The following is a 19,036-nucleotide window of genomic DNA, read 5'->3' as shown; positions in this document are numbered from 1 at the left end:
ACTCTGCTATCAACTCTCTACTTTCCCCTAATAAGGGTATCTGGCCAGTTATTGAGGATGATAACACATAGTGGTGGTATCCAATTTTGGATCAGCGAGCGATAACGGACAATAGAGCAGCTCAACCAACCATCTCGAATTGGCTGGTTCTGCCGTTCCGAAGATCGATATCTGAGAAGGGAGCGGGTTGTCTGGCTGTGCCAGGTCGGGACGGTTCGGTCGGCGAGAGTCAATCGTACGTGACGAGACTGTACATCACGAAGAGGTACCCGAAGGTCGTGAGCCCGCTGTTGACGAACAGCAGTGATCGGGCCCCGTCGAAGTCGGTGATGAACGCACTGATCATGGTCGCGGCCGCCCCGGCGACGGCCAGTGAGAAGCCCAGCGAGAGGTGCAACATCGCGCGGCGAGACGTCTGGACGTAGGCCCGCATCGCCATCCCCACCATCGTGAGGCCCGCCACGACGAAGACGAGCGTGGATATCGCGTAGAGCGTTTCTATCATCGGCATTGAATAGTTGGTTTCGAACTACCAGTATTAAATCCACCCTCGAAAATATCCTACGTGATAATCGGAAACGGGGTTTCGTTCGGGCGGGTCGAGAACTCACCCGGCAGGTGGGACGACCTGGCCGACGCGAGTGATATCTGCATCTGGGTAGTCCGCGCGTGTGCGCGTGAGAAGAGAGAGAGGGGGTAGATGAGAGGGAAGCGGTACGAGGTGGAGATCCTGGAGAGTGCCAGCCTACCCGAAGCGTCCGACACGGATGCCGTGACCGGCTACTTAGCTCTCGGAGAGAGTCCGCCAGGCCTCGTCGAGCTTGTTCGTCACTTCCGTCCGTTCCTCGATGTGGACCGTCAGTTCCTCGTCGAAGTCGACGCGGACCTCCTCGACGTTTCGTCGGTACACCTTGATCCGCCGGCGGTCGTCCGAGAGAATGTTGTCGTGCAGTTCCAGGAGGTCGTGTTCCGTGAGCTCGTCGATACGTCGGTAACACGTGGCGATCGGAATGCCGAGTTCGTCGCTGAGTTCCTGGGCGGAGGCTGGCTCGTCCGTGGCGTCGAGAATCTCGGCACTGTATTTGTTCCCGAGCGTTTGCAAAATATCCACTGAAGCCATCGGTTATCAAATGATATATTCAGTCTACTATAAAGCTATCGCCGGTGATACCGCCCGATACTGGGGGATGGCCGCTTCGGCGCGAGTCCTTACCAGGGCCAGGGAAGGAGGCTGATACGTCCCGTTTTCCCAGATAATAACCGGTTAGGGACTCTATATCGGGGAGTCGCCTTCACCCATCATGGAGAAGGCGCTCGCGTTTTCGTGGACGTTGATGCCGCCCCAGTCGATCTCCATCGGGTAGATGTCCGTCTCGATGTTCTGCTTGCGCATCTTCGCAACCCAGAGGTATCGGTTGACGCCCGAGTCCGTCGGCGTCTGGATGAGGTAGATGTTGCCGTCGGTGAGATAGTTCTCCAGGCCGATCTCGGTGTCGGGGAAGACGGCGCCCTGTTCGTTGGTCATCAGCGTCGTCAGCTCGTTCTCCCGGAGGATGTCGGTGAACTTCAGCAGGTAGGTGCGCTTCTCCCGCTCGCTCTCGAAGAACAGCTCGAACATCGCCAGCGAGTCGAGGACGAGGCGGTCGTACTCGTCGTCTTCCAGGTCGTCCAGCAGGAGTTCCAGGGAGGAGGAGAAGTCGTTCTCACGGAGCAAGACCTGCTTGTCGTAGACCTTGATGTCGCCGCTCTCGACGTAGTCTGGCCACTTGTCGAAGCCGATGGATTCGGCAGCCTCACGCAGGTCTTTCTCGTTTTCCTCGAACGAGAGGTAGATGCCCTTCTCGTCGAACTGGTCGACGCCGTTGTAGATGAACTGGAGACCGAGGATCGACTTCCCGGCACCCGGATTCCCGCTGACCAGGGTCGTCGAGTTCTTCACGATGCCGCCGTTGAGAATTTCGTCGAGGCCGTCGATGCCGGTCTTTGTGAGCTCTATCATAGTTGAATCGGTAGCAGCGCGTAACTGGGGGATTGCGTAGAGGTGTGTCGGGTGAGTTAAAAAGTCTTGTTCATAGTCGGACGCGGTGAGTCGCGCGTTCGCGGGCGTAGCGGGGGAATCCGTCGATCAGGCGGCGTGAACCGCCGCGGGGTCGACCCAGATGACGAAGCCGTCGTCCCGCTTGACGACGCCGCGTATCGATCCGCCGCTGCCCTCGCCCGGCGAGGCGTCGACGTTTTCGGGGTCGACCTGAACGACCTGATGCACCTCGTCGACGAGCCAGCCGGCGGCCGACTGGTCGGCGACGATGGCCGGGTCGAAGACGACCACGCGCCGCTCGGCGCCGTCCCCGTCGATGTCGAAGATGGTCTTCGGGTTGACGATGGACGTCGTCCGTCCGCGCAGATCCATCACGCCCTCGACGTGTTTCGGTGCGTTCGGTACCTGCGTCAGGTCGCCGACGTCGACGATCTCGGTGACGTAGTCGATGCTGACGCAGTACGTTTCCTCGCCCAGTTCGAATTCGAGCACCTGGCCCTTCGTTCCTGACATAGTATCCTGACCGCTCGATTACGTACAGAGGGGAGCCCGTAACGAGACTTAAAGATGCCTTCCGGACTATCAAAGTTGATTACGTAGGCGGAGTCTTTATTTCGGTTCCCCGACCGACTTCGGTGTACGAATGCACCCGTCCAGGACCGTCCGGTTGACCGTGCTCACTGGGGGTCGCCGGTGACGATGACCGGTAGTCGAACCAGCGTCGTCGTCGCGGACGACTCCCACTTCATGCGGAGCGTCATCTCGGACATCCTCGAGACGGGCGGTCTCGAGGTCGTCGCGGAGGCCCGCAACGGCCGGGAGGCCGTCGACGCCGTCAGGGACCACCGGCCCGACGTCGTCACGATGGACGTCGAGATGCCGGAGATGAACGGTATCGAGGCGGTCGAGCAGATCATGGGCGACTACCCGACGCCGGTCGTGATGCTGTCGGCCCACACCGACGAGAACGCCGACGTGACGTTCGAGGCCCTCGACAAGGGGGCAGTGGACTTCTTCACCAAGCCCGGCGGCGAGGTGTCGATGGAGATGTCGCGCCTCAAAGACCAGCTCGTCGAGATCGTGACGACCGTCGCGCAGGTCGACGTCGCCCGGAGTCGCGAGGACGAGTCCCGGTCGCGCGCCGAGACCGGCCCCGCCGCGTCGTACGCGGCGGATCCGACGCTCATCATCGGTTCGTCGACGGGTGGACCGAAGATGGTCGAGCGCGTGCTCTCGGAACTGCCGCTGGAGGCCGACCTGCGGGTCCTCGTCGTCCAGCACATGCCCGAGGGGTTCACCGGGCGGTTCGCAGAGCGCATCGACGCCCGGAGCGCGTACGACGTCCGCGAAGCGACCGACGGGGCCCGGATCGGCGGTGGCGAGGCGCTCGTCGCGGCCGGTGACAGCCACATGCGCGTGAAGAACTACCGGAACGGCCGGCTTCGCGTCAAACTCACCGACGACCCGCCGGTCAACAGCGTCCGGCCGGCCGTCGACGTGACGATGGAGACGGCGGCGGCGACGGTCGACGACGTGCTCGTCGGCGTGATCCTCACCGGCATGGGCGAGGACGGCGCGGACGGGATCTGTCGGATCAAGGAGGTCGGCGGGCACACGATGGCCCAGGACGAGGCCACGTCCGCCGTCTACGGCATGCCGAAACGGGCCGTCGAGACGGGCTGTGTCGACAGCGTCCTGCCCATCGGTGACGTCTCCGCGGGCGTCGTCGACGCGATTACGCGGGAGGTAACCTGACCATGGACGACCAGTATCTAGACGCGTTTATCCGCGAGAGCGAAGAGGCGATCACGGCGTTGAACAACTCCCTGCTCGACCTCGAGTCCGATCCGTCGGACACCGAGGCGATGGAGGACATCTTCCGGCGGGCTCACACCCTGAAGGGGAACTTCGGGGCGATGGGCTTCGACGACGGGGCCGACCTGGCCCACGCCATCGAGGACCTGCTCGACGAGATGCGCCAGGACCAGATGGAGGTTACGCCCGAGGTGATGGACCTGATCTTCGCCGGCGTCGACCAGATCGAGGCCATCGTCTCCGGCATCGAGGACGAGGGCGAGGCCGACGTCGACACGGACCCGATCGTCGCCGAACTCCGAACCGTCCTCGAGGATGGCGTCGAGGCCGTCGAGGGAGACGACGCGGCGGGAAGCGACACGACCGGCAGCGTCACGGCCGGCGGCGACACAGCTGACGCGGGGTCGGCCGACGCTGCGTCTGGTGAGACCGGCGACACCGTCGACGCCGACGCGTTGCCCGCCATCGATCCCGAGAGCGTGGACGGCCGAGTCGTCCGGGCGACCGTCGACATCGGCGACTCGGAGATGGCCGGCGTCGACTCGATGCTCGCGCTCGAAGGGATCGAAGACTCACTCGAAATTCTGGCCTGTTCGCCCGATCGAGAAGCCGTCGAAAACGGCGAGTTCGACGACGAGTTCGCCTGCTTCGTCGCGGCCGACGACGCGGACACCGCTACCGCAGTCCTCGACGACGTCGGGAAGATCGAATCCTTCGACGTGGCTGACGTCACCGACGACGTCTCGGCCCAGCAGTCCGGGACCCCCGACGGTGACTCCGGAACCGCCGACGCCGACGCGGCGACCGACCACAAGGTCGACGAGATCAAGTCCGTCCGCGTGGACGTCGACCAGCTCGACGACCTCCACGGGCTGGTCGAACAGCTCGTGACGAGCCGGATCAAGCTCCGGCGGGCCATCGACGAGGACGATCTCGGGGCCGCCGGCGAGAACCTCAACGAACTCGACAAGATCACCGCGAACCTCCAGAATACGGTGATGGACATGCGGCTCATCCCGCTGAAGAAGGTCGTCGGAAAGTTCCCGCGGCTGGTCCGGGACCTCTCGCGGGAACTCGACAAGGAGATCGAGTTCACCATCGAGGGCGAGGACATCGAACTCGACCGGACGATCCTCACCGAGATCTCCGACCCACTGATGCACATCCTGCGGAACTCGGTCGACCACGGGATCGAGTCGCCCGAGGAGCGCGAACAGAAGGGCAAGCCACGGACCGGCCAGATCGAGTTGCGAGCCTCGCGCGAGCGCGACCACGTCATCATCGAGGTGGCCGACGACGGCGCGGGCCTCGACGTCGAGGCCATCGAGGCGAAGGCAATAGAGAAGGGGGTCCGGTCGGCGGACGAACTGGAGACGATGAGCGACTCGGCCATCTACGACCTGGTGTTCCACCCCGGGTTCTCGACGGCCGACGAAATCACCGACACGAGCGGGCGCGGCGTCGGGATGGACGTCGTCCACGACACCGTCACGCAGCTCGACGGCTCGGTCAGCGTCGACTCGACGCAGGGCGAAGGGACCACAGTGTCGCTCCGGCTCCCCGTGACGATGGCCATCGTGAAGGTACTGTTCGTCCAGGTCGGCGACGAGGAGTACGGCATCCCGCTGAAGAACGTCGACGAGATCACCCGGTCGAACGACGTCAAGCAGGTCAACGGCCGCGAGGTCATCAAACACAACGACGAGATATACCCGATCATCCAGCTCGGCGAGACGTTCGACGTCCCCGGCGAGACGAAGAACGGGGACGGGATGCTCGTCCGGGTCCGCGAGTCCGAGCGGCAGGTCGCCCTCCACTGTGACTCGGTCAACAGTCAGGAAGAGGTCGTCGTCAAACCCCTCGAAGGGATCCTCAGCGGGACGGCCGGGCTCTCCGGGACCGCGGTGCTGGGCGACGGAAACATCGTCCACATCCTCGACGTGGTGACATTATGAGCAAAGGAGAGGGCCGCGACTTCCGGAAGCTACTGGGCTACATCGAGTCCGAACTCGAGTTCCAGTCGGACTTCTACAACGACGCGTATCTCGACCGGCGGATCACCGCCCGGATGCGCCGGACGAACAGCGACTCCTACGCGACCTACCAGCGCCTGCTCGAACGCGACGATGGCGAACACGAGGAGCTCCTGGACTCGCTGTCGATCAACGTCACCGGCTTCTTCCGGAACCCGGACGCCTGGGAACACCTCCGGCCGGTGTTGCGAGAACTCACGGACGAGCATCGGAACGTGCGGCTCTGGAGTGCCCCCGCGGCCGACGGCCGCGAGCCGTACTCCGCGGCGATGCTCGCGCTCGACGACCCCCAGGTCGACGCCAGTCGGATCTCCATCCTCGGCACGGACATCAACGCCGACATCTTGCGGGAGGCGCGGGCCGCCACCTACGAGACGTCGAAGACGACGGACATCGAAGAGGAACTCGAACCGCTGGACGACTACGCCAAGTACATCGACCGGGACGAGGACTCCTTCACCGTCCGCCGGCCGGTCAGGCGGATGGTCGAGTTCGAACAGCACGACCTCATTCGCGGCGAGCCCAAGCGGGACTTCGACCTGGTGTTCTGCCGGAACCTCCTGATCTACATCGATTCGGAGTTCAAGGTCCCCATCTTCGAGACCATCCGCGACTCGCTGCGCGAGGGGGGCTACCTCATGATCGGCATGACCGAGACGTTGCCGGCGGCCTGCCGCGACTCCTTCGAGGCGGTGGACAAACAGCACCGGATCTACCGGAAAACATGAGTCTCTACGAACTCGAACGGACCGGGGACGTCCAGGAACTCATCCGCGTGATCCGCGAGAGCGACAACGACCGGGTGCGCGCCCGGGGCGCGGAACTCCTGCGGAACTTCCCCGACCACGACGACCGTCGAGACGTCGTCAACGCGCTCGTCCGGGCGGCCCAGGACGAGAACGACGACGTCGCCGCGAAGGCGGTCGACTCGCTCGACGAACTCGGCGGCGACGCCATCGAACAGCTCATCGGCGACGTGGCCGGCGTCGACCTCGACCGGGACGGCGCCGAGTGGGTGAAAGCCAAGGCGTTCGTGAAGGCCCTCGGCGCCGACGTGCCGGAACTCCGGATGGCCGCGGCGAACGCGCTCGGCCAGCTCGAACAGGGCGAGGCCGTCGGCAAGCTGACCGACTGCTTCGACGACCCCGACCCACGGGTCCGCGCCCGCGCCGCCCGCGCCTGTGGCAAGATAGCCGATCCGCGGGCGACGAGTCCCCTCGAAGGCCTCCTGACCGACCGGTCGGCCGAGGTCCGGCGGGAAGCCGCCGACGCGCTGGGAAGCATCGGCAACCGCCAGGCCCTCCAGGCGCTGCTCCCCCTGTACCAGGACGACAACGACCGGGTCCGCCAGATCGCCGTCGGCGGGTTCGGGAGCTTCGAGAACGACCGCCCCGTGGACTATCTGGTGGCCGCACTGACCGACGACTCCCCGACGGTCCGCCGGACTGCGGTGTACTCGCTGGTCGAACTGCTGTCGAACGTCCCGACCGAGCGGAGTCACGACATCCGCGAGACCGTCGTCGAGAAGCTCTCCCAGACCGACGACGCCAGCGTCGTCGTCCCACTGGTCGAGATTTTAGAGGAGAGCACCCAGGGCGCCCAGCGGCGCAACACCGCGTGGTTGCTCGGCCGCGTCACCGGCGAGGAGGAGCGACGGCGCGTCATCGACGCCCTCGTGACGGCACTGGGCGAGGACGACCAGATGCTCCGGCAGTTCGCCGCGACGAGCCTCGCCGAACTCGGCGGTGAGAAGGTCGAGGATCCGCTGCTGGACATCGTCAAAGACGGGGACCGGGACCCGGAGGTGCGCGCCCAGGCCATCTTCACGCTCGGGAAGGTCGGCGGCGAGCGCTCCCGCGAGGCGCTCGACGCCATCATCGACGACACCGACCACGAGACCATCCGGAAACGGGCGTTCTCCGCCATCTCCAAACTCGGTGGTCGCCGATGAGCGACGGCGAACAGAAACTCGCCGACTCCACGGGGAAGTTCGTCCAGGTCGTCGTCGACGGCCGCAAGCGCAACGAGGTCGACTGGGTGAACGGCCGGCTCATCCTCTCGAACAAACGGCTCGTCCTCGTGAGCAACGAGGGCAAGCGCACCATCGCGCTCTCGAAGGTCAGCGGCGTCAAGTCCGGCACGAACGTGAACGAGGCCATCGCCAAGGTGTCGGGCTACCTCTCCCTGCAGGTCGGGTCGAACGTCACCCTGATCGCACCCCAGGATGTTGACTCGTTCGAGAAGAAACTCTACAGCGCGTTACTCGACCAGTCCGTCGTTCTCGTCAAACACCCCGCCGTCAAGGGGGGCGTCGTCCAGGACACGTCGTGGGAGAAAGGGCGACTGTCGACCGAGGACGCCACGGTGAACCTGGCGCTCGCGAACGGCACGTTCGTCGAACTGCTGGTCGACGACGTCGGGACCGTCGAGCGGGCCGAGAAGACCGTCCGCGGGAAGAAGCGACGGACTGTCGAGGTCGAACACACCATCGACGGCACCAGCGTCGAGACCCACGTCTCCGGCGGCGGCCAGACCGTCGCCGTCCTCGAATCGTTCGTCCGCCGCGGCGAGGTCGCCAACCAGACCGACGTCGACCTCTCCCAGGCCGAGAACGAGGTGTTGATGGCGCTGTACTCCGGCGTCTCACCGTTCCAGATCCCCTCCTTCGTCGGCATGGACGTCGACCAGGTCGAAGAGACCTTCCAGCGCCTCATCGAATACGACATCCTCGAAGACGTCCGCGTCCGGAAAGAGGTCCAGCTAGAGGCCCGCGGCCGGTCCGTCGCGAGCGACGCGATGGCCGACCAGTAATGTTACGTGGTAAACACCGGATCCACCGCGAGCAGCAGGACGACGAACGCCGTCGTCGCGAGGCCCAGAACGGGACCGGCCAGTTCTATGGCGACCAGCGTTATCAGGACCACGAGCAGGAACTGGATCCGACGGAGCTGGTCGAACTGTGTTTCGGACACGATAATTTCGATCGCACTACCCAGGTATAAATAACGACTCATCCGCGGAAGGCCGGTCCCGGAACCGGCCCCACTGCAGTGTGTCCAAGTGTGTCACGCGTGGAGAAACGCTTTTCGTGCAGTCCCCGACGTCCCTGCTATGGCTGACAACGACACCTATCGGGGCGACGCGGCGCAGTTCTACGACCAGCAGGTTTCAGTCTTCGACCGCGACGACGCAGCGTTCTACCGCGACCGAGCGAAATCCGTCGACGGCCCGGTACTCGAACTCGCCTGCGGCACCGGCCGGGTCTACCTGGAACTGCTCCGGGCTGGAATCGACGTCGACGGCATCGACCTCTCGGAGGACGTCCTCGAAGTCCTCCGCGAGAAAGCGGACGACGAGGGGCTCGACCCGTCGGTCTGGCAGGCCGACATGGCCGACTTCGCCGTCGACCGGGAGTACGACCTGATCTACTGCCCGTTCAACGCGATCCAGGAACTGACGGACGTCGCTGACCAACTCGCCACCGTGGATTCCGTGTACGACGCCCTCGCCCCCGGCGGCCAGTTCATCTTCGACGTCTTCGTCCCAGACTTCGAACTTATCTGCGAAGAGTACGGCGAGTGGCAGACCCGGGACGTGGAATATCAGGGAGAACCCCACACGTTCCGGACGCGGACGGATATTGCCGACGAAGTCGAGCAGATTATCGCAGTCCGGAACGAACTACGCCAGGGTGACGAGACGGTGTTTACGGAAACGCTCGAAATCAAACTGCTCCCCAGGCGCGAACTGGAACTCCTGGCCCGCCTCTCTCCCTTCGACTCGTGGGACGTGGCCGGTGGCTTCGACGGCGAACCGATCGAGGACGGCGATTCGGTGCAGGTTTGGACGATGGAGAAGTCACCGTGAGCGTGCGGTCGGCATCAAGCATACCGCGCGAGCGAAGCGAGCGCGGTTTCTACCGGACGCGAGCGAACGAAGTGAGCGAGACGTCCGGCCTTTTTTCATCGACGTTTTTTGTGGGGGGTTGAGCGCTCGCCGGAGGCGAGCGCGATGCCCCCCACGAAAAAAGGTCGTTAGTCATTTACGTCTTCCAGGTGCCGGCTGGCCACGACCTCACCAGTCGGCGTGAGCGTCGGGCCGTCGGCGGAGTCCTGGAGGAGCCCCTCGTCCTCCATGTCCTGGAGGAGCATGGTCACTTCGGAGGCCTCGGCGCTGACGATGTTGGCCAGGGGCATCCCGTCGAGGTCGCCGGTCGAGTACATGGCGACGAGGATCTCCGTCTTGTCCGAGGTGAGTTCGACATCCTGGATCTCCTGCATGAGGTCGCTGTACTCTAGCCGGAGGAATCGGCCGAGGATGGACATCTTCCGGGGCGAGGCCATGGCGGCCTCGGTGGTGATGGCGGTGCCGTCTTTCATGTGCCGGAAGTTGAGCGCCGGGCGGTTCGAGCCCGCGATTTCGCGGGTAGAGCGCTGGAAGTCCGTGACCGTCTTCAGTGACACCTCGAAGGAGCCGTCCGGTTTGCGGAACTCGACGGTTCCGGGCTTGAGGAACAGCTTGGCGGTGGTGTACTCGTCGTTGGTGACGCGCCCACCGACGCGAGCGCGTTCCTTGACCGTCGTCTCGGTGCCGTTGAGGATGGCCTTGAACAGCACCGTCGAGAACTTGGAAATCTTGTCGTCGTCGGCCTCGACGACGGCGACGTGGCGGGCGTTGCCGCGCTCGAAGGCGACGGTGACAGTCGAGTCGAAGAAGTCGCCCAGATCCGGCGGGATGTGGCCGACGGCGACGTCGAAGATGCTGGAGAGCGGAATCGTCAGCTTGTCGTCTTCCTTGGCCGCGAGAACCAGTCGCTTCTGGCTGAGGAGGACGCGTCCCTTGACGGGTTCGGCGCGCGTCAGCACCTCGGCGTTGAATTTGCCGACGAAATCAGCGATGATGGACTCCGACATCCTGGCGATGGAATCAGCTACAGCAGCGGTAATCTTGAGCGTTTCGTGCGAGTATCAAACGAGAGAACGTGATTCGACGGCGATAACGGGCCGCTACTCCTCGAGGCTGCGCGCGATGTCAGCCAGCGACGAGTCCGGTCCGTCCGTCGCCGCGTAGACGACGCGGTTGCCGGGCGACCGGAGGCCGTACTTGTGGCCGGCGGTGACGACGTCGAAGTGGACCGAGTCGCCGAAAGCGACGTCGACGTCGTCGAACCACTCGGCGAGGCGGTTCTCGCCCTCGCCCTCGCGGACGAGGCGGGCGTTGTCCGCGGCGCGGCGGATCACCCGGTCGCCGTCGAGGGTCGTCTCCACGCGGCCGTGGTACTCTTCGCCGTCCAGGACGACGCGAAAAACCTCGCCCTCGTCGACCGCGACGGAATCGGGGACCGCGACCTGCGGGCGACCCATTCGGCCGACCTGCGAGACCGTCGCGCGGTGGGTCTCGACGGCGTCGTGGTCGCTCGGCAGGCGGTCGGCCACGTTACTCGTCGTCGCCGCCGAGGAGGTCCTCGACGGACTCGTCGCCGCGGGCGGAGATGCGGGCGTTGATCTGGGCCGTCGCGTCGCTGACCTCGCGGCCGCGGACGGTGATGCGCTTGCGCTCGCCGTCGCGCTCGGGGTTGAAGCCGACGCCGCCGTCGGTGAGGATGGACTTGAGGTCCGAACCGCGGACGTCGCCGCGCATCGGTCGGCCCGCGTCGTCGGAGCCGCCGGAAATCTCCAGGGTGTAGCCGGCCAGGCCGACCGATCCGCCGTCGACGTCCTCGCCGATGTCCTTGCCGATGAACCGGTTGGCGTCCTGTCCGTCCACGTCTAGCTGGTGCGTCTGGCCGCTCTCGGGGTCGGCGACCGCGACCGTAAATTCTGCCATAGACGTGTGGAATCGTCGGCAGATAAAAAGCCCGTCGAACCCGGGCGCAGATCCCTCCCCGGGTGATACCTTCTCACTCGGCGTCGACGATGGTACTCACGCGTGCGTTCTCCTTGATCCTGATGCCGGCGCCGCCCACCGAAATCGGGATGCGCGGTAACTCGTCGACCTGAAGTGTCGGGTGGGAGACGCCGCGTTCGAGCAGTTCCGTGCGGGGCTGGATGGTGACCGTCGTTTCGCCGGTCAGCGACTCGTTGTACTCGACGAGGTACTGACCCTCGCGCAGCGTCCACCACTCGTAGTCGTCGTCGAGATTCCGTTTCTCGCTAGCGTGGGGAGTCGTTTCGGCCGGTTCCAGTTCGCCTCCCCCGAAGTCGACGCGGCCGGGTTCGACGATCTCGTGGACCGCTGCGACGGTGAGGTCGAATCCATCCTCCCCGGCCTGGGTCTCCTCGTGGACGATATCTTCGACGTACTGCTCGTACATGGATGGGATGTCGCGCGGACTCCTGAAAAAAGCAAAGCCGTCGCTCACGACTCGAACCCGTCTTCCCACCGGAACAGTCCATCGACCAGGACCGGGTCGTCGTCCACGAGCAGGCGCCCCTCCTCTCGCAGGTCGGTGATCAGGTCGACGTGGACGGCGCTGTCGTTGCCGCCCTCGCCCTCGGGGAGGCAGGCGTCGTAGGCGCGACCGAGCGCGAGGTGAACCGTCCCGCCCATCTTCTCGTCGAAGAGGATGTTGTCCGTGATGCAGTCGATGCCGCGGTTCATCCCGACGCCGAGTTCGCCCAGGCGTTTCGCGCCGTCGTCGGTGTCGAGCACGTCCCCGATGACAGACTCCCCGCGGGCGGCCTCGTAGTCGGTGACTACCCCGTCCTCGAAGACGAGGCGGACGTCCCGGACCTGGGAGCCGTTGACCGTCATCGGGACGTCGAAGGTCACCTCGCCCTCGGTGGCGTGGGGGGCGGTGAACACCTCGCCAGAGGGGAGGTTGTGGGAGTCGTAGGCCACCGACGCGGCGGAGTTGACCGCGGTCCGGTCCTCGATGGACATCGAGAGGTCGGTGGCGCCGTTCGGGTTGTCGCTGACGATGCGGACCTCGCTCCCCTCGTCGAGGACGTCTTTGAGCCGGGCCATCTCGTCGGCCAGGGACGCCCAGTCCCGCAGGGTGGCGTCGTAGACGAACTCGCTGTAGGCCTCGTAGCTCATCCCGGCCTGCTGGGCCATCGCCCGGGTCGGGTGCTGGGTCGACACCCAGTCGGTGTCCAGGCGGGCCTCGCGGATCCCCTGGCGGGCGCGTGAGAAGGCCTGCCGGCGATCTGCGGGCACGTCGGCCGCGCCGGCGGTGTTGTTCGTTCCCTTGAGCGCGAGGACGACGTCCGCCCGCTCGTACAGCGCTCGCTCGTAGTCCGGGTCGGGCTCGAACTCGCCGTCGTGGGCCCGGAGGTATGCGCGGGTTACCTCGCTGGAACTGTACGTAGCCAGCATGTTCGCACCACGGTCGCCCAGTCGCTCGGCCACGGCGACGGCCAGGTCGTGGGCGCCCTCGTCAACCGCCAGGACGACGTCGTCACCCGGGTCGACGCGGGCGCTCCAGTCGACCAGTACCTCGGCGTGTTCCCTGATTCGCTCGTCCATACGACGACGTCGGCCGCCGGCGTCAAAACCCCAGCGTCACCGCCCCGCCTCCCAGTACGGTGCGTGTACTTATCCGGCGCGCGGACTGCTAGCGAACATGGACAGCGACCACGTCCTCGTGCTGTTCCTCGGCCTCGTGCTGGTCGGCGCCGCCGTCGCCCTCGCGCTCTCCTTCCCGGCCGCCTTCGGTGGCGACTCCGAGGGCATCGGCGGCGCGACGCTGGCCTCGTTCGAGACCACCGACGTGTACTGTGGCGACCCGAACACGACGAGCGGGTCCGCAGTCAGAGAGGACATCAGCGGCGGCGAAGCGCTCGTCCTCAACCGGTCGCTCCCGGTCGCCAGCAACGACACGACAGTTTCGGCCTCCTTCGAGGAGTTCGGTCCCCAGCGGTATCTCCTCGAGATAACGTCGGAGACGCCAGAAGCGACGCGGACCGAGACGTCGACGCCCGAGACCGCCACCCCGACCGCGACGCCGGTGAACGGAACTGCGACGAACGAAACCGACGTGAATCAGTCGACGACAGAACCGACCGCCACGGCGACGGCGGCCAACGAGACGGACGGTAACCGGACGGGAGCCAACGAGACCGCATCTCCGACCGAGGTCACTACCACGCCGACCGAGACCGGGTCGACGTGCCACCCCGAGGTCATGTACAACGCGACGATCCAGATAGCCCAGCCCGACGAGTACACCGTCGTCGTCACCTACGACGGCGAGTTCGTCGCCGGTCACTGGCGGGACGGCGACGACGACGGGTCCTACGATACGCTCCCCGAACGACCCGAGCGCGAGGGCGGGGCGAACGAGACGGCGGCGACCGTCAGTTCGGTCCGGCTGGCTCGGTAGGGGCGGGCCGCCGAACGGTTCCTCGCTGGTCCGCGCGTTCCCGGACCGTCTCGTCGTGGCCGACCCGGGTTTCCCGCGGTCAGCGTCCGGGTCCGTGCCGACCTTTTTGGCGGATGAGGGGGCCAGCGACGCCCACCGATGGGCCACCGTGCACTCGTCGCCTACCGCCAGCCAGACGGGACGTTCACCCTCCGGTACGCCCACTGGGGCGAGAACCTCTCTGCCGCCATCGGCCCGACGTCGCCGCTGGGCGGCTCCGCTCCTCACTCCGGCACGGACGACGTTGCGACCGACCTCGGCGTCGAGCGACGGAACGGGTACGAGCCACCGATCACGACGCGCGTCGACCCCCGACCGCTCACGGTCGGAGCGACCGCCGCCGACGTGGTCGACGCTGTCGACGTGAGCTACGAGTCGCTAGTCGTCGTCTCGCCGGCTTTCGAGACGACGACCTACCTCGTCTGTTGGCTCGACCCGATGGGGGTCGGGGAGGAACTGGTGCTGGTCGACCCCGACGACGACCCCGAGACGCTCCGGGGCTGGTACGTCGAGACGAAGTCCCGGCTCTCGGGGGCCGTCGCCGACGGGACGCTCACTCCGGAGTCGGCGCGGGCGACGCTCCGCCGGGCGCTGTCGGTGCAGGGAACGCTGTACTCGCCGGACGACGCGTCCTTTTTACGCGACGGGTGACTACTGGGGAGCGTGACGACCGCCGACGGGACGCCGGTCCAGTCCATCACGCACCCGACCCCGGAGGAGGCCCAGGCCCTCGCCCAGCACGGCCTCGACCGGGGGGCGATGGTGACGCTGTTCGGCCGGTGTACCGTCGACTACGAGGGGCGCGCGGCCAGCACGCTCGGACCAGGCGACCGCCACGTCATGCTCAAACCCGACGGCTCCGCGCTGGTCCACACCGACGAGGGCCAGCAGCCCGTGAACTGGCAGCCGCCGGGCTGCGACCACGAGGTGGCGATCGACGAGGGACACGTCGTCGTTCGCAGCGAGCGACCGACTCCGGAGGAGGAGCTGACCGTTCGCTTCGAGGAGGTGACTCACGTGGCGAGCTTCGACGTCACCGACCCGACCGACCTCTCGGTCACCGGCACCGAGGAGGACCTCCGCCAGCGCATCCTCGACGACCCCGACCTGGTCGAACCCGAGTTCACGCCGCTGTCGACGGAACGGAACACGCCGGCGGGCGCTGTCGACATCTACGGCGAGGACGCGGACGGCCGGACCGTCGTCGTCGAACTGAAGCGCCGCCGGGTCGGCCCGGACGCCGTCGGCCAGGTCGACCGCTACGTCGGCGCGCTCGAGCGCGACCTGCACGACGACGCCGCTATCCGTGGGATTCTCGTCGCGCCTTCTATCACCGACCGGGCGCGCGAACTCCTCGCCGAGAAGGGGATGGAGTTCGTCGCGCTCGAACCGACGGCCGAGTGAACAATCTCCGAGCCGTTTCTCAGTCGTCGACGCGCTCCTTGAGGTCCGCGAGCGCGTTCATCGCCTCCAGCGGCGTCATCGTCGCGACGTCGAGGGCCCGAAGCGCTTCGGAGAGACCGCCGTCGTCCGTCGGCGCGGCCGGAGACTCGTCGTCCGGTTCGTCCTCGACTCCGTGGTCGGCGCTCTCGCCGTTCGCGTCCACGCCGTATCCGTTCGTCGCGGGGTCGCCGCCAGCCGTGGCGGCGTCGGAACCGGACTCGCTGGCGCGCTCGGCGTCCAGCAGCGTCCGCGAGCGGTCGACGACGGCGTCGGGGATGCCAGCCATCTTCGCCACCTCGACGCCGTAGGAGGCCGCCGCGGCACCGGGAGCCACCCGGTGCTCGAAGACGACGTCGCCGTCGACCTGGCGCGTCTCGAAGTGGAGCGTGAACACGCCCGCCAGGTCGTCGGCCGCCGCAGTCAGTTCGTGGTGGTGGGTCGCGAAGAGCGTGTAGGCGCCGATATCGTCGTGGACGTGCTCGGTGACGGCGCGGGCGATGGCGAGGCCGTCGGCCGTCGAGGTGCCACGACCGACTTCGTCCAGCAGGATCAGGGAGTGCTCGGTCGCGCCCGAGAGGATGTCGGCGAGTTCGGTCATCTCGATCATGAACGTCGAGCGCCCGCCGGCGATGTCGTCGCTGGCGCCGACGCGGGTGAACACGCGGTCGACGACGGGGAGTTCGGCCGACCGCGCCGGGACGAAGCTCCCGGCCTGGGCGAGCACGCAGGTCAGCGCGACCTGGCGCATGTACGTCGACTTCCCGCTCATGTTCGGCCCCGTGATGACGGCGAAACGGTCCTCGGGCGTGAAGCGGGCGTCGTTCGGGACGAACGAGTCCTCGGTCCGCTCGACGACGGGGTGGCGCCCGCCCTCGACGTCGATGACGTCACCGCCCACCGACGGCCGGCAGTAGTCGTGGTTCGCGGCGACCTCGCCGAAAGCCACCAGCACGTCCAGCGTCGCGAGTCTGTCGGCCAGCGCCTGGACGCGCTCGGACTCGGCGGCAACGTCGTTTCTGACCTGCCGAAATAGCTCGTACTCGCGGTCGTCCGCGCGCTGTTCGGCCCGGAATATCTCGTCCTCCCTGTCCTTGAGTTCGGGCGTGACGTACCGCTCGGCGTTTTTCAGCGTCTGGCGGCGCTGGTAGTCCTCGGGCACCAGATCGGCGTTCGCGTCGGTCACCTCGATGTAGTAGCCGTGGACGGCGTGGTGGTCGACCTTCAGCGACTCGATGCCGGTGCGTTCGCGCTCGTCGGCCTGCAGGTCGGCGATCCACTGCTTGCCCGACCGTTCGGTCTCGCGCAGGTCGTCCAGCGTCTCGTCGTAGCCGGGCTTGACGACGTCCCCCTCCGTCACCTCCTGGGGCGGGTCCTCGCGGATGGCGTGTTCTATCTCCTCGCGAACCTCGGTGAGCGGGTCCAGCGTCTCGTGGAGGTCCGCGAGCAGGTCGCTCTCGGCATCGGCGATGGCTTCCTTCACCTCCGGGACGACGGCCAGCGTCGCCGCCAGCGAGCGGAGGTCGCGGGCGTTCGCGCGACCGCGAGAGACTCTGGATATCAGGCGTTCGAGGTCGTACACGTCGGTCAGCAGGTCGTGGAGTCGCTCGCGGGTCTGAACGTCGCCGACGAGTTCTTCGACGGCGGCGTGGCGGCTCTCGATGCGTTCCTCGTCGAGCAGCGGCCGGCGGATCCAGTCGTTGAGCTGTCGCCGTCCGAGCGCACAGGCGGTCTCGTCGAGCGTGTCCACGAGCGTGCGGCCCTCGTGGCCCCGGACCGAACGGCGCTCGAACAGTTCCAGACTGTCGAGCGCGACGGCGTCGAGCAGCATGTACTCGCGCGGGTCGTACCGCGTGAGGTGGTTGAGGTAGTCGAGCCGGCCGTGTTCGGTCGCCGTCGCGGCGATCTCGTCGGCCGTCCCGCTCTGGCCGCCGCGGGTGTACTCGGCGTATTCGAGGAGGGCCCCGCAGGCCCGGACCTCTACGTCGTCGGCCAGCAGCGAGTCGGGGTTCCCGAAGTACGATCCCACGCGCTCGCCGGCCACGTCGCGCTCGAAGACCCGTTCGTCGTATGGCGTCACCATGCACGCCGGACCGAAGACGTCGTCCGCGTCGGCGGCCCCCGCGACGTTCGGGCCGACGATGGCCTCCGCGGGCGCGAACCGCCCGACCTCGTCTTCGATGGCGTCGACGTGACCCGCGCTCGTCGCGTAGAAGTCGCCCGTCGAGACGTCCAGCAGGGCGAGGCCGAACCTGCGCAAATCCGTCGTCAGCGCCGCGACGTAGTTGTTGTCCGGGCTCCGCAACAGCGCGTCCTCGGTCAGCGTCCCTGGTGTGATGATCCGGGTGACAGCCCGTTCGACCACGCCCGACACCTCGTCTGGGTCCTCGACCTGGTCGGCGACGGCGACGCGGTAGCCCGCATCGAGGAGGGTCTCGACGTAGCTCTCGGCGTTGTCGATGGGGATGCCCGCCATCGCGTACTGGCCAGTCGAGTCCTCCCGCTTGGTGAGTGTAATCTCGCACAGGCGCGCGACCTTTTCCGCCGCCGCCTCGAACGCCTCGTAGAAGTCGCCGACCTGGAACAGCACGAGCGAGTCGTCGTAGCGCTCGCAGAGCTCGAAGTACTGGCTCATCATCGGCGTCAGCTCGTCGGCGTTCTCGGCCATCTTCTCGGGTGGCCCCAGCGCCGCGTCCATGGATGGGTTGGGGCGTCCGTCGGTCAAATACCCTTTGGGGTCGGGCGCGGGCGGTGACGGCGATGGGACGCCCACCCGTCAGAACGGACTCTCGGCGGGCACCGCGTCGACTTCCCTGGCGCCGTCGTCGAGCGCCCGGTCCACGGCCTCGTCGTCGGTCAGCAGGAAGAAGTTGTACCCGTCAGCGCTCCGCTGCATCACCGACCGCTCGAAGATGCGGTCCGGATGGGCGGTGTACTGCTTCACCGCGACGACGAACTCCTCGACGGCGTCGACGACGACGAGCCCATACCCCTCCCCGGCGAGGAACGACTGCAGGTCCTCGAACTCGTCGGGCGGCACCTCGAAGCGGTACTGGTGGAAGTTGTAGTAGGGCCTGAGCCGCGCGAACACGTCGTCGCCAGTGAAGTAGTGTTTGAAGACGTACGTCTCGTCGATCTCGAAGACGTTCACGCGATTACGTTCCCGCCGTCGGCCCCCCGCCATCTGGTCGGTGGATTTACTCTACCTGGCAATAGCTTTGCAGGTTCGTTCAACGGTCAATTCCTGCCGAAGGTCACGTCCGGAAACGCATTACTGCGGCCCGGTCGGGGCCGGGGAAGAAGTGAATGTCCGAATGGATCATAATCTAACGCCGACACACCCGAAAA

At 66.2% G+C, this 19,036-nt stretch carries 21 protein-coding genes; 9 read left to right on the top strand and 12 right to left on the bottom strand.

All coding sequences use genetic code 11. The annotated features are described in order from the left end of the window. Positions 1 to 229: 229 nt before the first annotated feature. The 4 genes from AC5FRV_RS17270 to AC5FRV_RS17255 all read right to left on the bottom strand — a co-directional run bounded on the left by AC5FRV_RS17270 (position 230) and on the right by AC5FRV_RS17255 (position 2,551). Positions 230 to 505: a DUF7521 family protein gene (locus AC5FRV_RS17270; RefSeq protein ID WP_089817165.1), complete on the bottom strand. Its 276-nt coding sequence runs from the start codon at positions 503 to 505 to the stop codon at positions 230 to 232. A 279-nt stretch (positions 506 to 784) separates the two neighbouring features. Next, positions 785 to 1,120 carry an ArsR/SmtB family transcription factor gene (locus tag AC5FRV_RS17265; RefSeq protein WP_089816399.1) on the bottom strand — a complete coding sequence of 112 codons (336 nt, stop codon included), beginning with the start codon at positions 1,118 to 1,120 and terminating at the stop codon, positions 785 to 787. 153 nt (positions 1,121 to 1,273) lie between these two features. Then, entirely contained in the window at positions 1,274 to 1,999 is a 726-nt protein-coding gene (locus AC5FRV_RS17260; RefSeq protein ID WP_493562327.1) for an RAD55 family ATPase, read from the bottom strand. 126 nt (positions 2,000 to 2,125) lie between these two features. Then, on the bottom strand, positions 2,126 to 2,551 hold the full coding sequence (locus tag AC5FRV_RS17255) for a chemotaxis protein CheW (RefSeq protein ID WP_493562326.1): 426 nt from the start codon (positions 2,549 to 2,551) through the stop codon (positions 2,126 to 2,128). Positions 2,552 to 2,737: 186 nt separating this feature from the next. Here AC5FRV_RS17255 and AC5FRV_RS17250 point away from each other — a divergent pair, with 186 nt between their 5' ends. The 5 genes from AC5FRV_RS17250 to AC5FRV_RS17230 are packed head-to-tail and all read left to right on the top strand — an operon-like array spanning position 2,738 to position 8,697. After that, positions 2,738 to 3,793 carry a protein-glutamate methylesterase/protein-glutamine glutaminase gene (locus AC5FRV_RS17250; RefSeq protein WP_493562325.1) on the top strand — a complete coding sequence of 352 codons (1,056 nt, stop codon included), beginning with the start codon at positions 2,738 to 2,740 and terminating at the stop codon, positions 3,791 to 3,793. A gap of 2 nt (positions 3,794 to 3,795) precedes the next feature. Next, positions 3,796 to 5,808, top strand: coding sequence for a chemotaxis protein CheA (gene cheA, locus AC5FRV_RS17245; protein ID WP_493562324.1), 2,013 nt, complete (start codon positions 3,796 to 3,798; stop codon positions 5,806 to 5,808). After that, on the top strand, positions 5,805 to 6,614 hold the full coding sequence (locus AC5FRV_RS17240) for a CheR family methyltransferase (RefSeq protein ID WP_493562323.1): 810 nt from the start codon (positions 5,805 to 5,807) through the stop codon (positions 6,612 to 6,614). The genes cheA and AC5FRV_RS17240 overlap by 4 nt, the downstream gene beginning before the upstream one ends. Continuing rightward, positions 6,611 to 7,837: a HEAT repeat domain-containing protein gene (locus tag AC5FRV_RS17235; RefSeq protein ID WP_493562322.1), complete on the top strand. Its 1,227-nt coding sequence runs from the start codon at positions 6,611 to 6,613 to the stop codon at positions 7,835 to 7,837. The genes AC5FRV_RS17240 and AC5FRV_RS17235 overlap by 4 nt, the downstream gene beginning before the upstream one ends. Next, positions 7,834 to 8,697 carry a CheF family chemotaxis protein gene (locus tag AC5FRV_RS17230; protein WP_493562321.1) on the top strand — a complete coding sequence of 288 codons (864 nt, stop codon included), beginning with the start codon at positions 7,834 to 7,836 and terminating at the stop codon, positions 8,695 to 8,697. The genes AC5FRV_RS17235 and AC5FRV_RS17230 overlap by 4 nt, the downstream gene beginning before the upstream one ends. Before the next feature lie 2 nt (positions 8,698 to 8,699). On the opposite strand, the gene AC5FRV_RS17225 is transcribed toward AC5FRV_RS17230, so the two are convergent. Next, on the bottom strand, positions 8,700 to 8,858 hold the full coding sequence (locus tag AC5FRV_RS17225; RefSeq protein WP_493562320.1) for a hypothetical protein: 159 nt from the start codon (positions 8,856 to 8,858) through the stop codon (positions 8,700 to 8,702). A gap of 139 nt (positions 8,859 to 8,997) precedes the next feature. On the opposite strand from AC5FRV_RS17225, the gene AC5FRV_RS17220 reads away from it, so the two are divergent. After that, the gene (locus AC5FRV_RS17220; protein WP_493562319.1) at positions 8,998 to 9,753 is read left to right on the top strand and encodes a class I SAM-dependent DNA methyltransferase; all 756 of its coding nucleotides are present in this window, start codon (positions 8,998 to 9,000) and stop codon (positions 9,751 to 9,753) included. A 167-nt stretch (positions 9,754 to 9,920) separates the two neighbouring features. On the opposite strand, the gene AC5FRV_RS17215 is transcribed toward AC5FRV_RS17220, so the two are convergent. From AC5FRV_RS17215 to AC5FRV_RS17195, 5 genes are all read right to left on the bottom strand, one after another. Continuing rightward, positions 9,921 to 10,799, bottom strand: a complete 879-nt coding sequence (locus AC5FRV_RS17215; RefSeq protein WP_493562318.1) for a CheF family chemotaxis protein — start codon at positions 10,797 to 10,799, stop codon at positions 9,921 to 9,923. 93 nt (positions 10,800 to 10,892) lie between these two features. Next, entirely contained in the window at positions 10,893 to 11,321 is a 429-nt protein-coding gene (locus AC5FRV_RS17210) for a DUF7112 family protein (RefSeq protein WP_493562317.1), read from the bottom strand. A gap of 1 nt (position 11,322) precedes the next feature. Continuing rightward, positions 11,323 to 11,712, bottom strand: a complete 390-nt coding sequence (locus AC5FRV_RS17205; RefSeq protein ID WP_493562316.1) for a 30S ribosomal protein S6e — start codon at positions 11,710 to 11,712, stop codon at positions 11,323 to 11,325. Positions 11,713 to 11,785: 73 nt separating this feature from the next. Further along, complete coding sequence (locus tag AC5FRV_RS17200; RefSeq protein WP_493562315.1) at positions 11,786 to 12,199, bottom strand: dCTP deaminase/dUTPase family protein; 414 nt, start codon at positions 12,197 to 12,199, stop codon at positions 11,786 to 11,788. Between the two features lie 44 nt (positions 12,200 to 12,243). Beyond that, positions 12,244 to 13,353 (bottom strand): aminopeptidase, encoded by a 1,110-nt coding sequence (locus AC5FRV_RS17195; RefSeq protein ID WP_493562314.1) that lies wholly within the window; start codon positions 13,351 to 13,353, stop codon positions 12,244 to 12,246. Between the two features lie 97 nt (positions 13,354 to 13,450). On the opposite strand from AC5FRV_RS17195, the gene AC5FRV_RS17190 reads away from it, so the two are divergent. From AC5FRV_RS17190 to nucS, 3 genes are all read left to right on the top strand, one after another. Continuing rightward, the gene (locus AC5FRV_RS17190; protein WP_493562313.1) at positions 13,451 to 14,209 is read left to right on the top strand and encodes a hypothetical protein; all 759 of its coding nucleotides are present in this window, start codon (positions 13,451 to 13,453) and stop codon (positions 14,207 to 14,209) included. Positions 14,210 to 14,347: 138 nt separating this feature from the next. Beyond that, positions 14,348 to 14,899, top strand: a complete 552-nt coding sequence (locus AC5FRV_RS17185; protein WP_493562312.1) for a DUF6735 family protein — start codon at positions 14,348 to 14,350, stop codon at positions 14,897 to 14,899. Between the two features lie 12 nt (positions 14,900 to 14,911). After that, positions 14,912 to 15,652, top strand: coding sequence for an endonuclease NucS (gene nucS, locus AC5FRV_RS17180; protein WP_493562311.1), 741 nt, complete (start codon positions 14,912 to 14,914; stop codon positions 15,650 to 15,652). A gap of 19 nt (positions 15,653 to 15,671) precedes the next feature. Here the strand turns inward: nucS and mutS are convergent, their stop codons facing one another. Beyond that, entirely contained in the window at positions 15,672 to 18,386 is a 2,715-nt protein-coding gene (mutS, locus tag AC5FRV_RS17175; protein ID WP_493562310.1) for a DNA mismatch repair protein MutS, read from the bottom strand. 78 nt (positions 18,387 to 18,464) lie between these two features. Beyond that, positions 18,465 to 18,872, bottom strand: coding sequence for a hypothetical protein (locus AC5FRV_RS17170; RefSeq protein ID WP_493562309.1), 408 nt, complete (start codon positions 18,870 to 18,872; stop codon positions 18,465 to 18,467). Between the last annotated feature and the right edge of the window lie 164 nt (positions 18,873 to 19,036).

The organism is Halomicrobium sp. HArcel3 (assembly GCF_058933135.1).
The sequence above is the reverse complement of the archived record's forward strand: the minus strand, read 5'-3'. Positions and strand labels throughout refer to the sequence as shown.

Coding starts and splice junctions, on each gene's coding strand:
- AC5FRV_RS17270 (WP_089817165.1), bottom strand. CDS start 505: ATGATAGAAACGCTCTACGCGATATCCACGCTCGTCTTCGTCGTGGCG.
- AC5FRV_RS17265 (WP_089816399.1), bottom strand. CDS start 1,120: ATGGCTTCAGTGGATATTTTGCAAACGCTCGGGAACAAATACAGTGCC.
- AC5FRV_RS17260 (WP_493562327.1), bottom strand. CDS start 1,999: ATGATAGAGCTCACAAAGACCGGCATCGACGGCCTCGACGAAATTCTC.
- AC5FRV_RS17255 (WP_493562326.1), bottom strand. CDS start 2,551: ATGTCAGGAACGAAGGGCCAGGTGCTCGAATTCGAACTGGGCGAGGAA.
- AC5FRV_RS17250 (WP_493562325.1), top strand. CDS start 2,738: ATGACCGGTAGTCGAACCAGCGTCGTCGTCGCGGACGACTCCCACTTC.
- cheA (WP_493562324.1), top strand. CDS start 3,796: ATGGACGACCAGTATCTAGACGCGTTTATCCGCGAGAGCGAAGAGGCG.
- AC5FRV_RS17240 (WP_493562323.1), top strand. CDS start 5,805: ATGAGCAAAGGAGAGGGCCGCGACTTCCGGAAGCTACTGGGCTACATC.
- AC5FRV_RS17235 (WP_493562322.1), top strand. CDS start 6,611: ATGAGTCTCTACGAACTCGAACGGACCGGGGACGTCCAGGAACTCATC.
- AC5FRV_RS17230 (WP_493562321.1), top strand. CDS start 7,834: ATGAGCGACGGCGAACAGAAACTCGCCGACTCCACGGGGAAGTTCGTC.
- AC5FRV_RS17220 (WP_493562319.1), top strand. CDS start 8,998: ATGGCTGACAACGACACCTATCGGGGCGACGCGGCGCAGTTCTACGAC.
- AC5FRV_RS17215 (WP_493562318.1), bottom strand. CDS start 10,799: ATGTCGGAGTCCATCATCGCTGATTTCGTCGGCAAATTCAACGCCGAG.
- AC5FRV_RS17205 (WP_493562316.1), bottom strand. CDS start 11,712: ATGGCAGAATTTACGGTCGCGGTCGCCGACCCCGAGAGCGGCCAGACG.
- AC5FRV_RS17200 (WP_493562315.1), bottom strand. CDS start 12,199: ATGTACGAGCAGTACGTCGAAGATATCGTCCACGAGGAGACCCAGGCC.
- AC5FRV_RS17195 (WP_493562314.1), bottom strand. CDS start 13,353: ATGGACGAGCGAATCAGGGAACACGCCGAGGTACTGGTCGACTGGAGC.
- AC5FRV_RS17190 (WP_493562313.1), top strand. CDS start 13,451: ATGGACAGCGACCACGTCCTCGTGCTGTTCCTCGGCCTCGTGCTGGTC.
- AC5FRV_RS17185 (WP_493562312.1), top strand. CDS start 14,348: ATGGGCCACCGTGCACTCGTCGCCTACCGCCAGCCAGACGGGACGTTC.
- mutS (WP_493562310.1), bottom strand. CDS start 18,386: ATGGACGCGGCGCTGGGGCCACCCGAGAAGATGGCCGAGAACGCCGAC.
- AC5FRV_RS17170 (WP_493562309.1), bottom strand. CDS start 18,872: ATGGCGGGGGGCCGACGGCGGGAACGTAATCGCGTGAACGTCTTCGAG.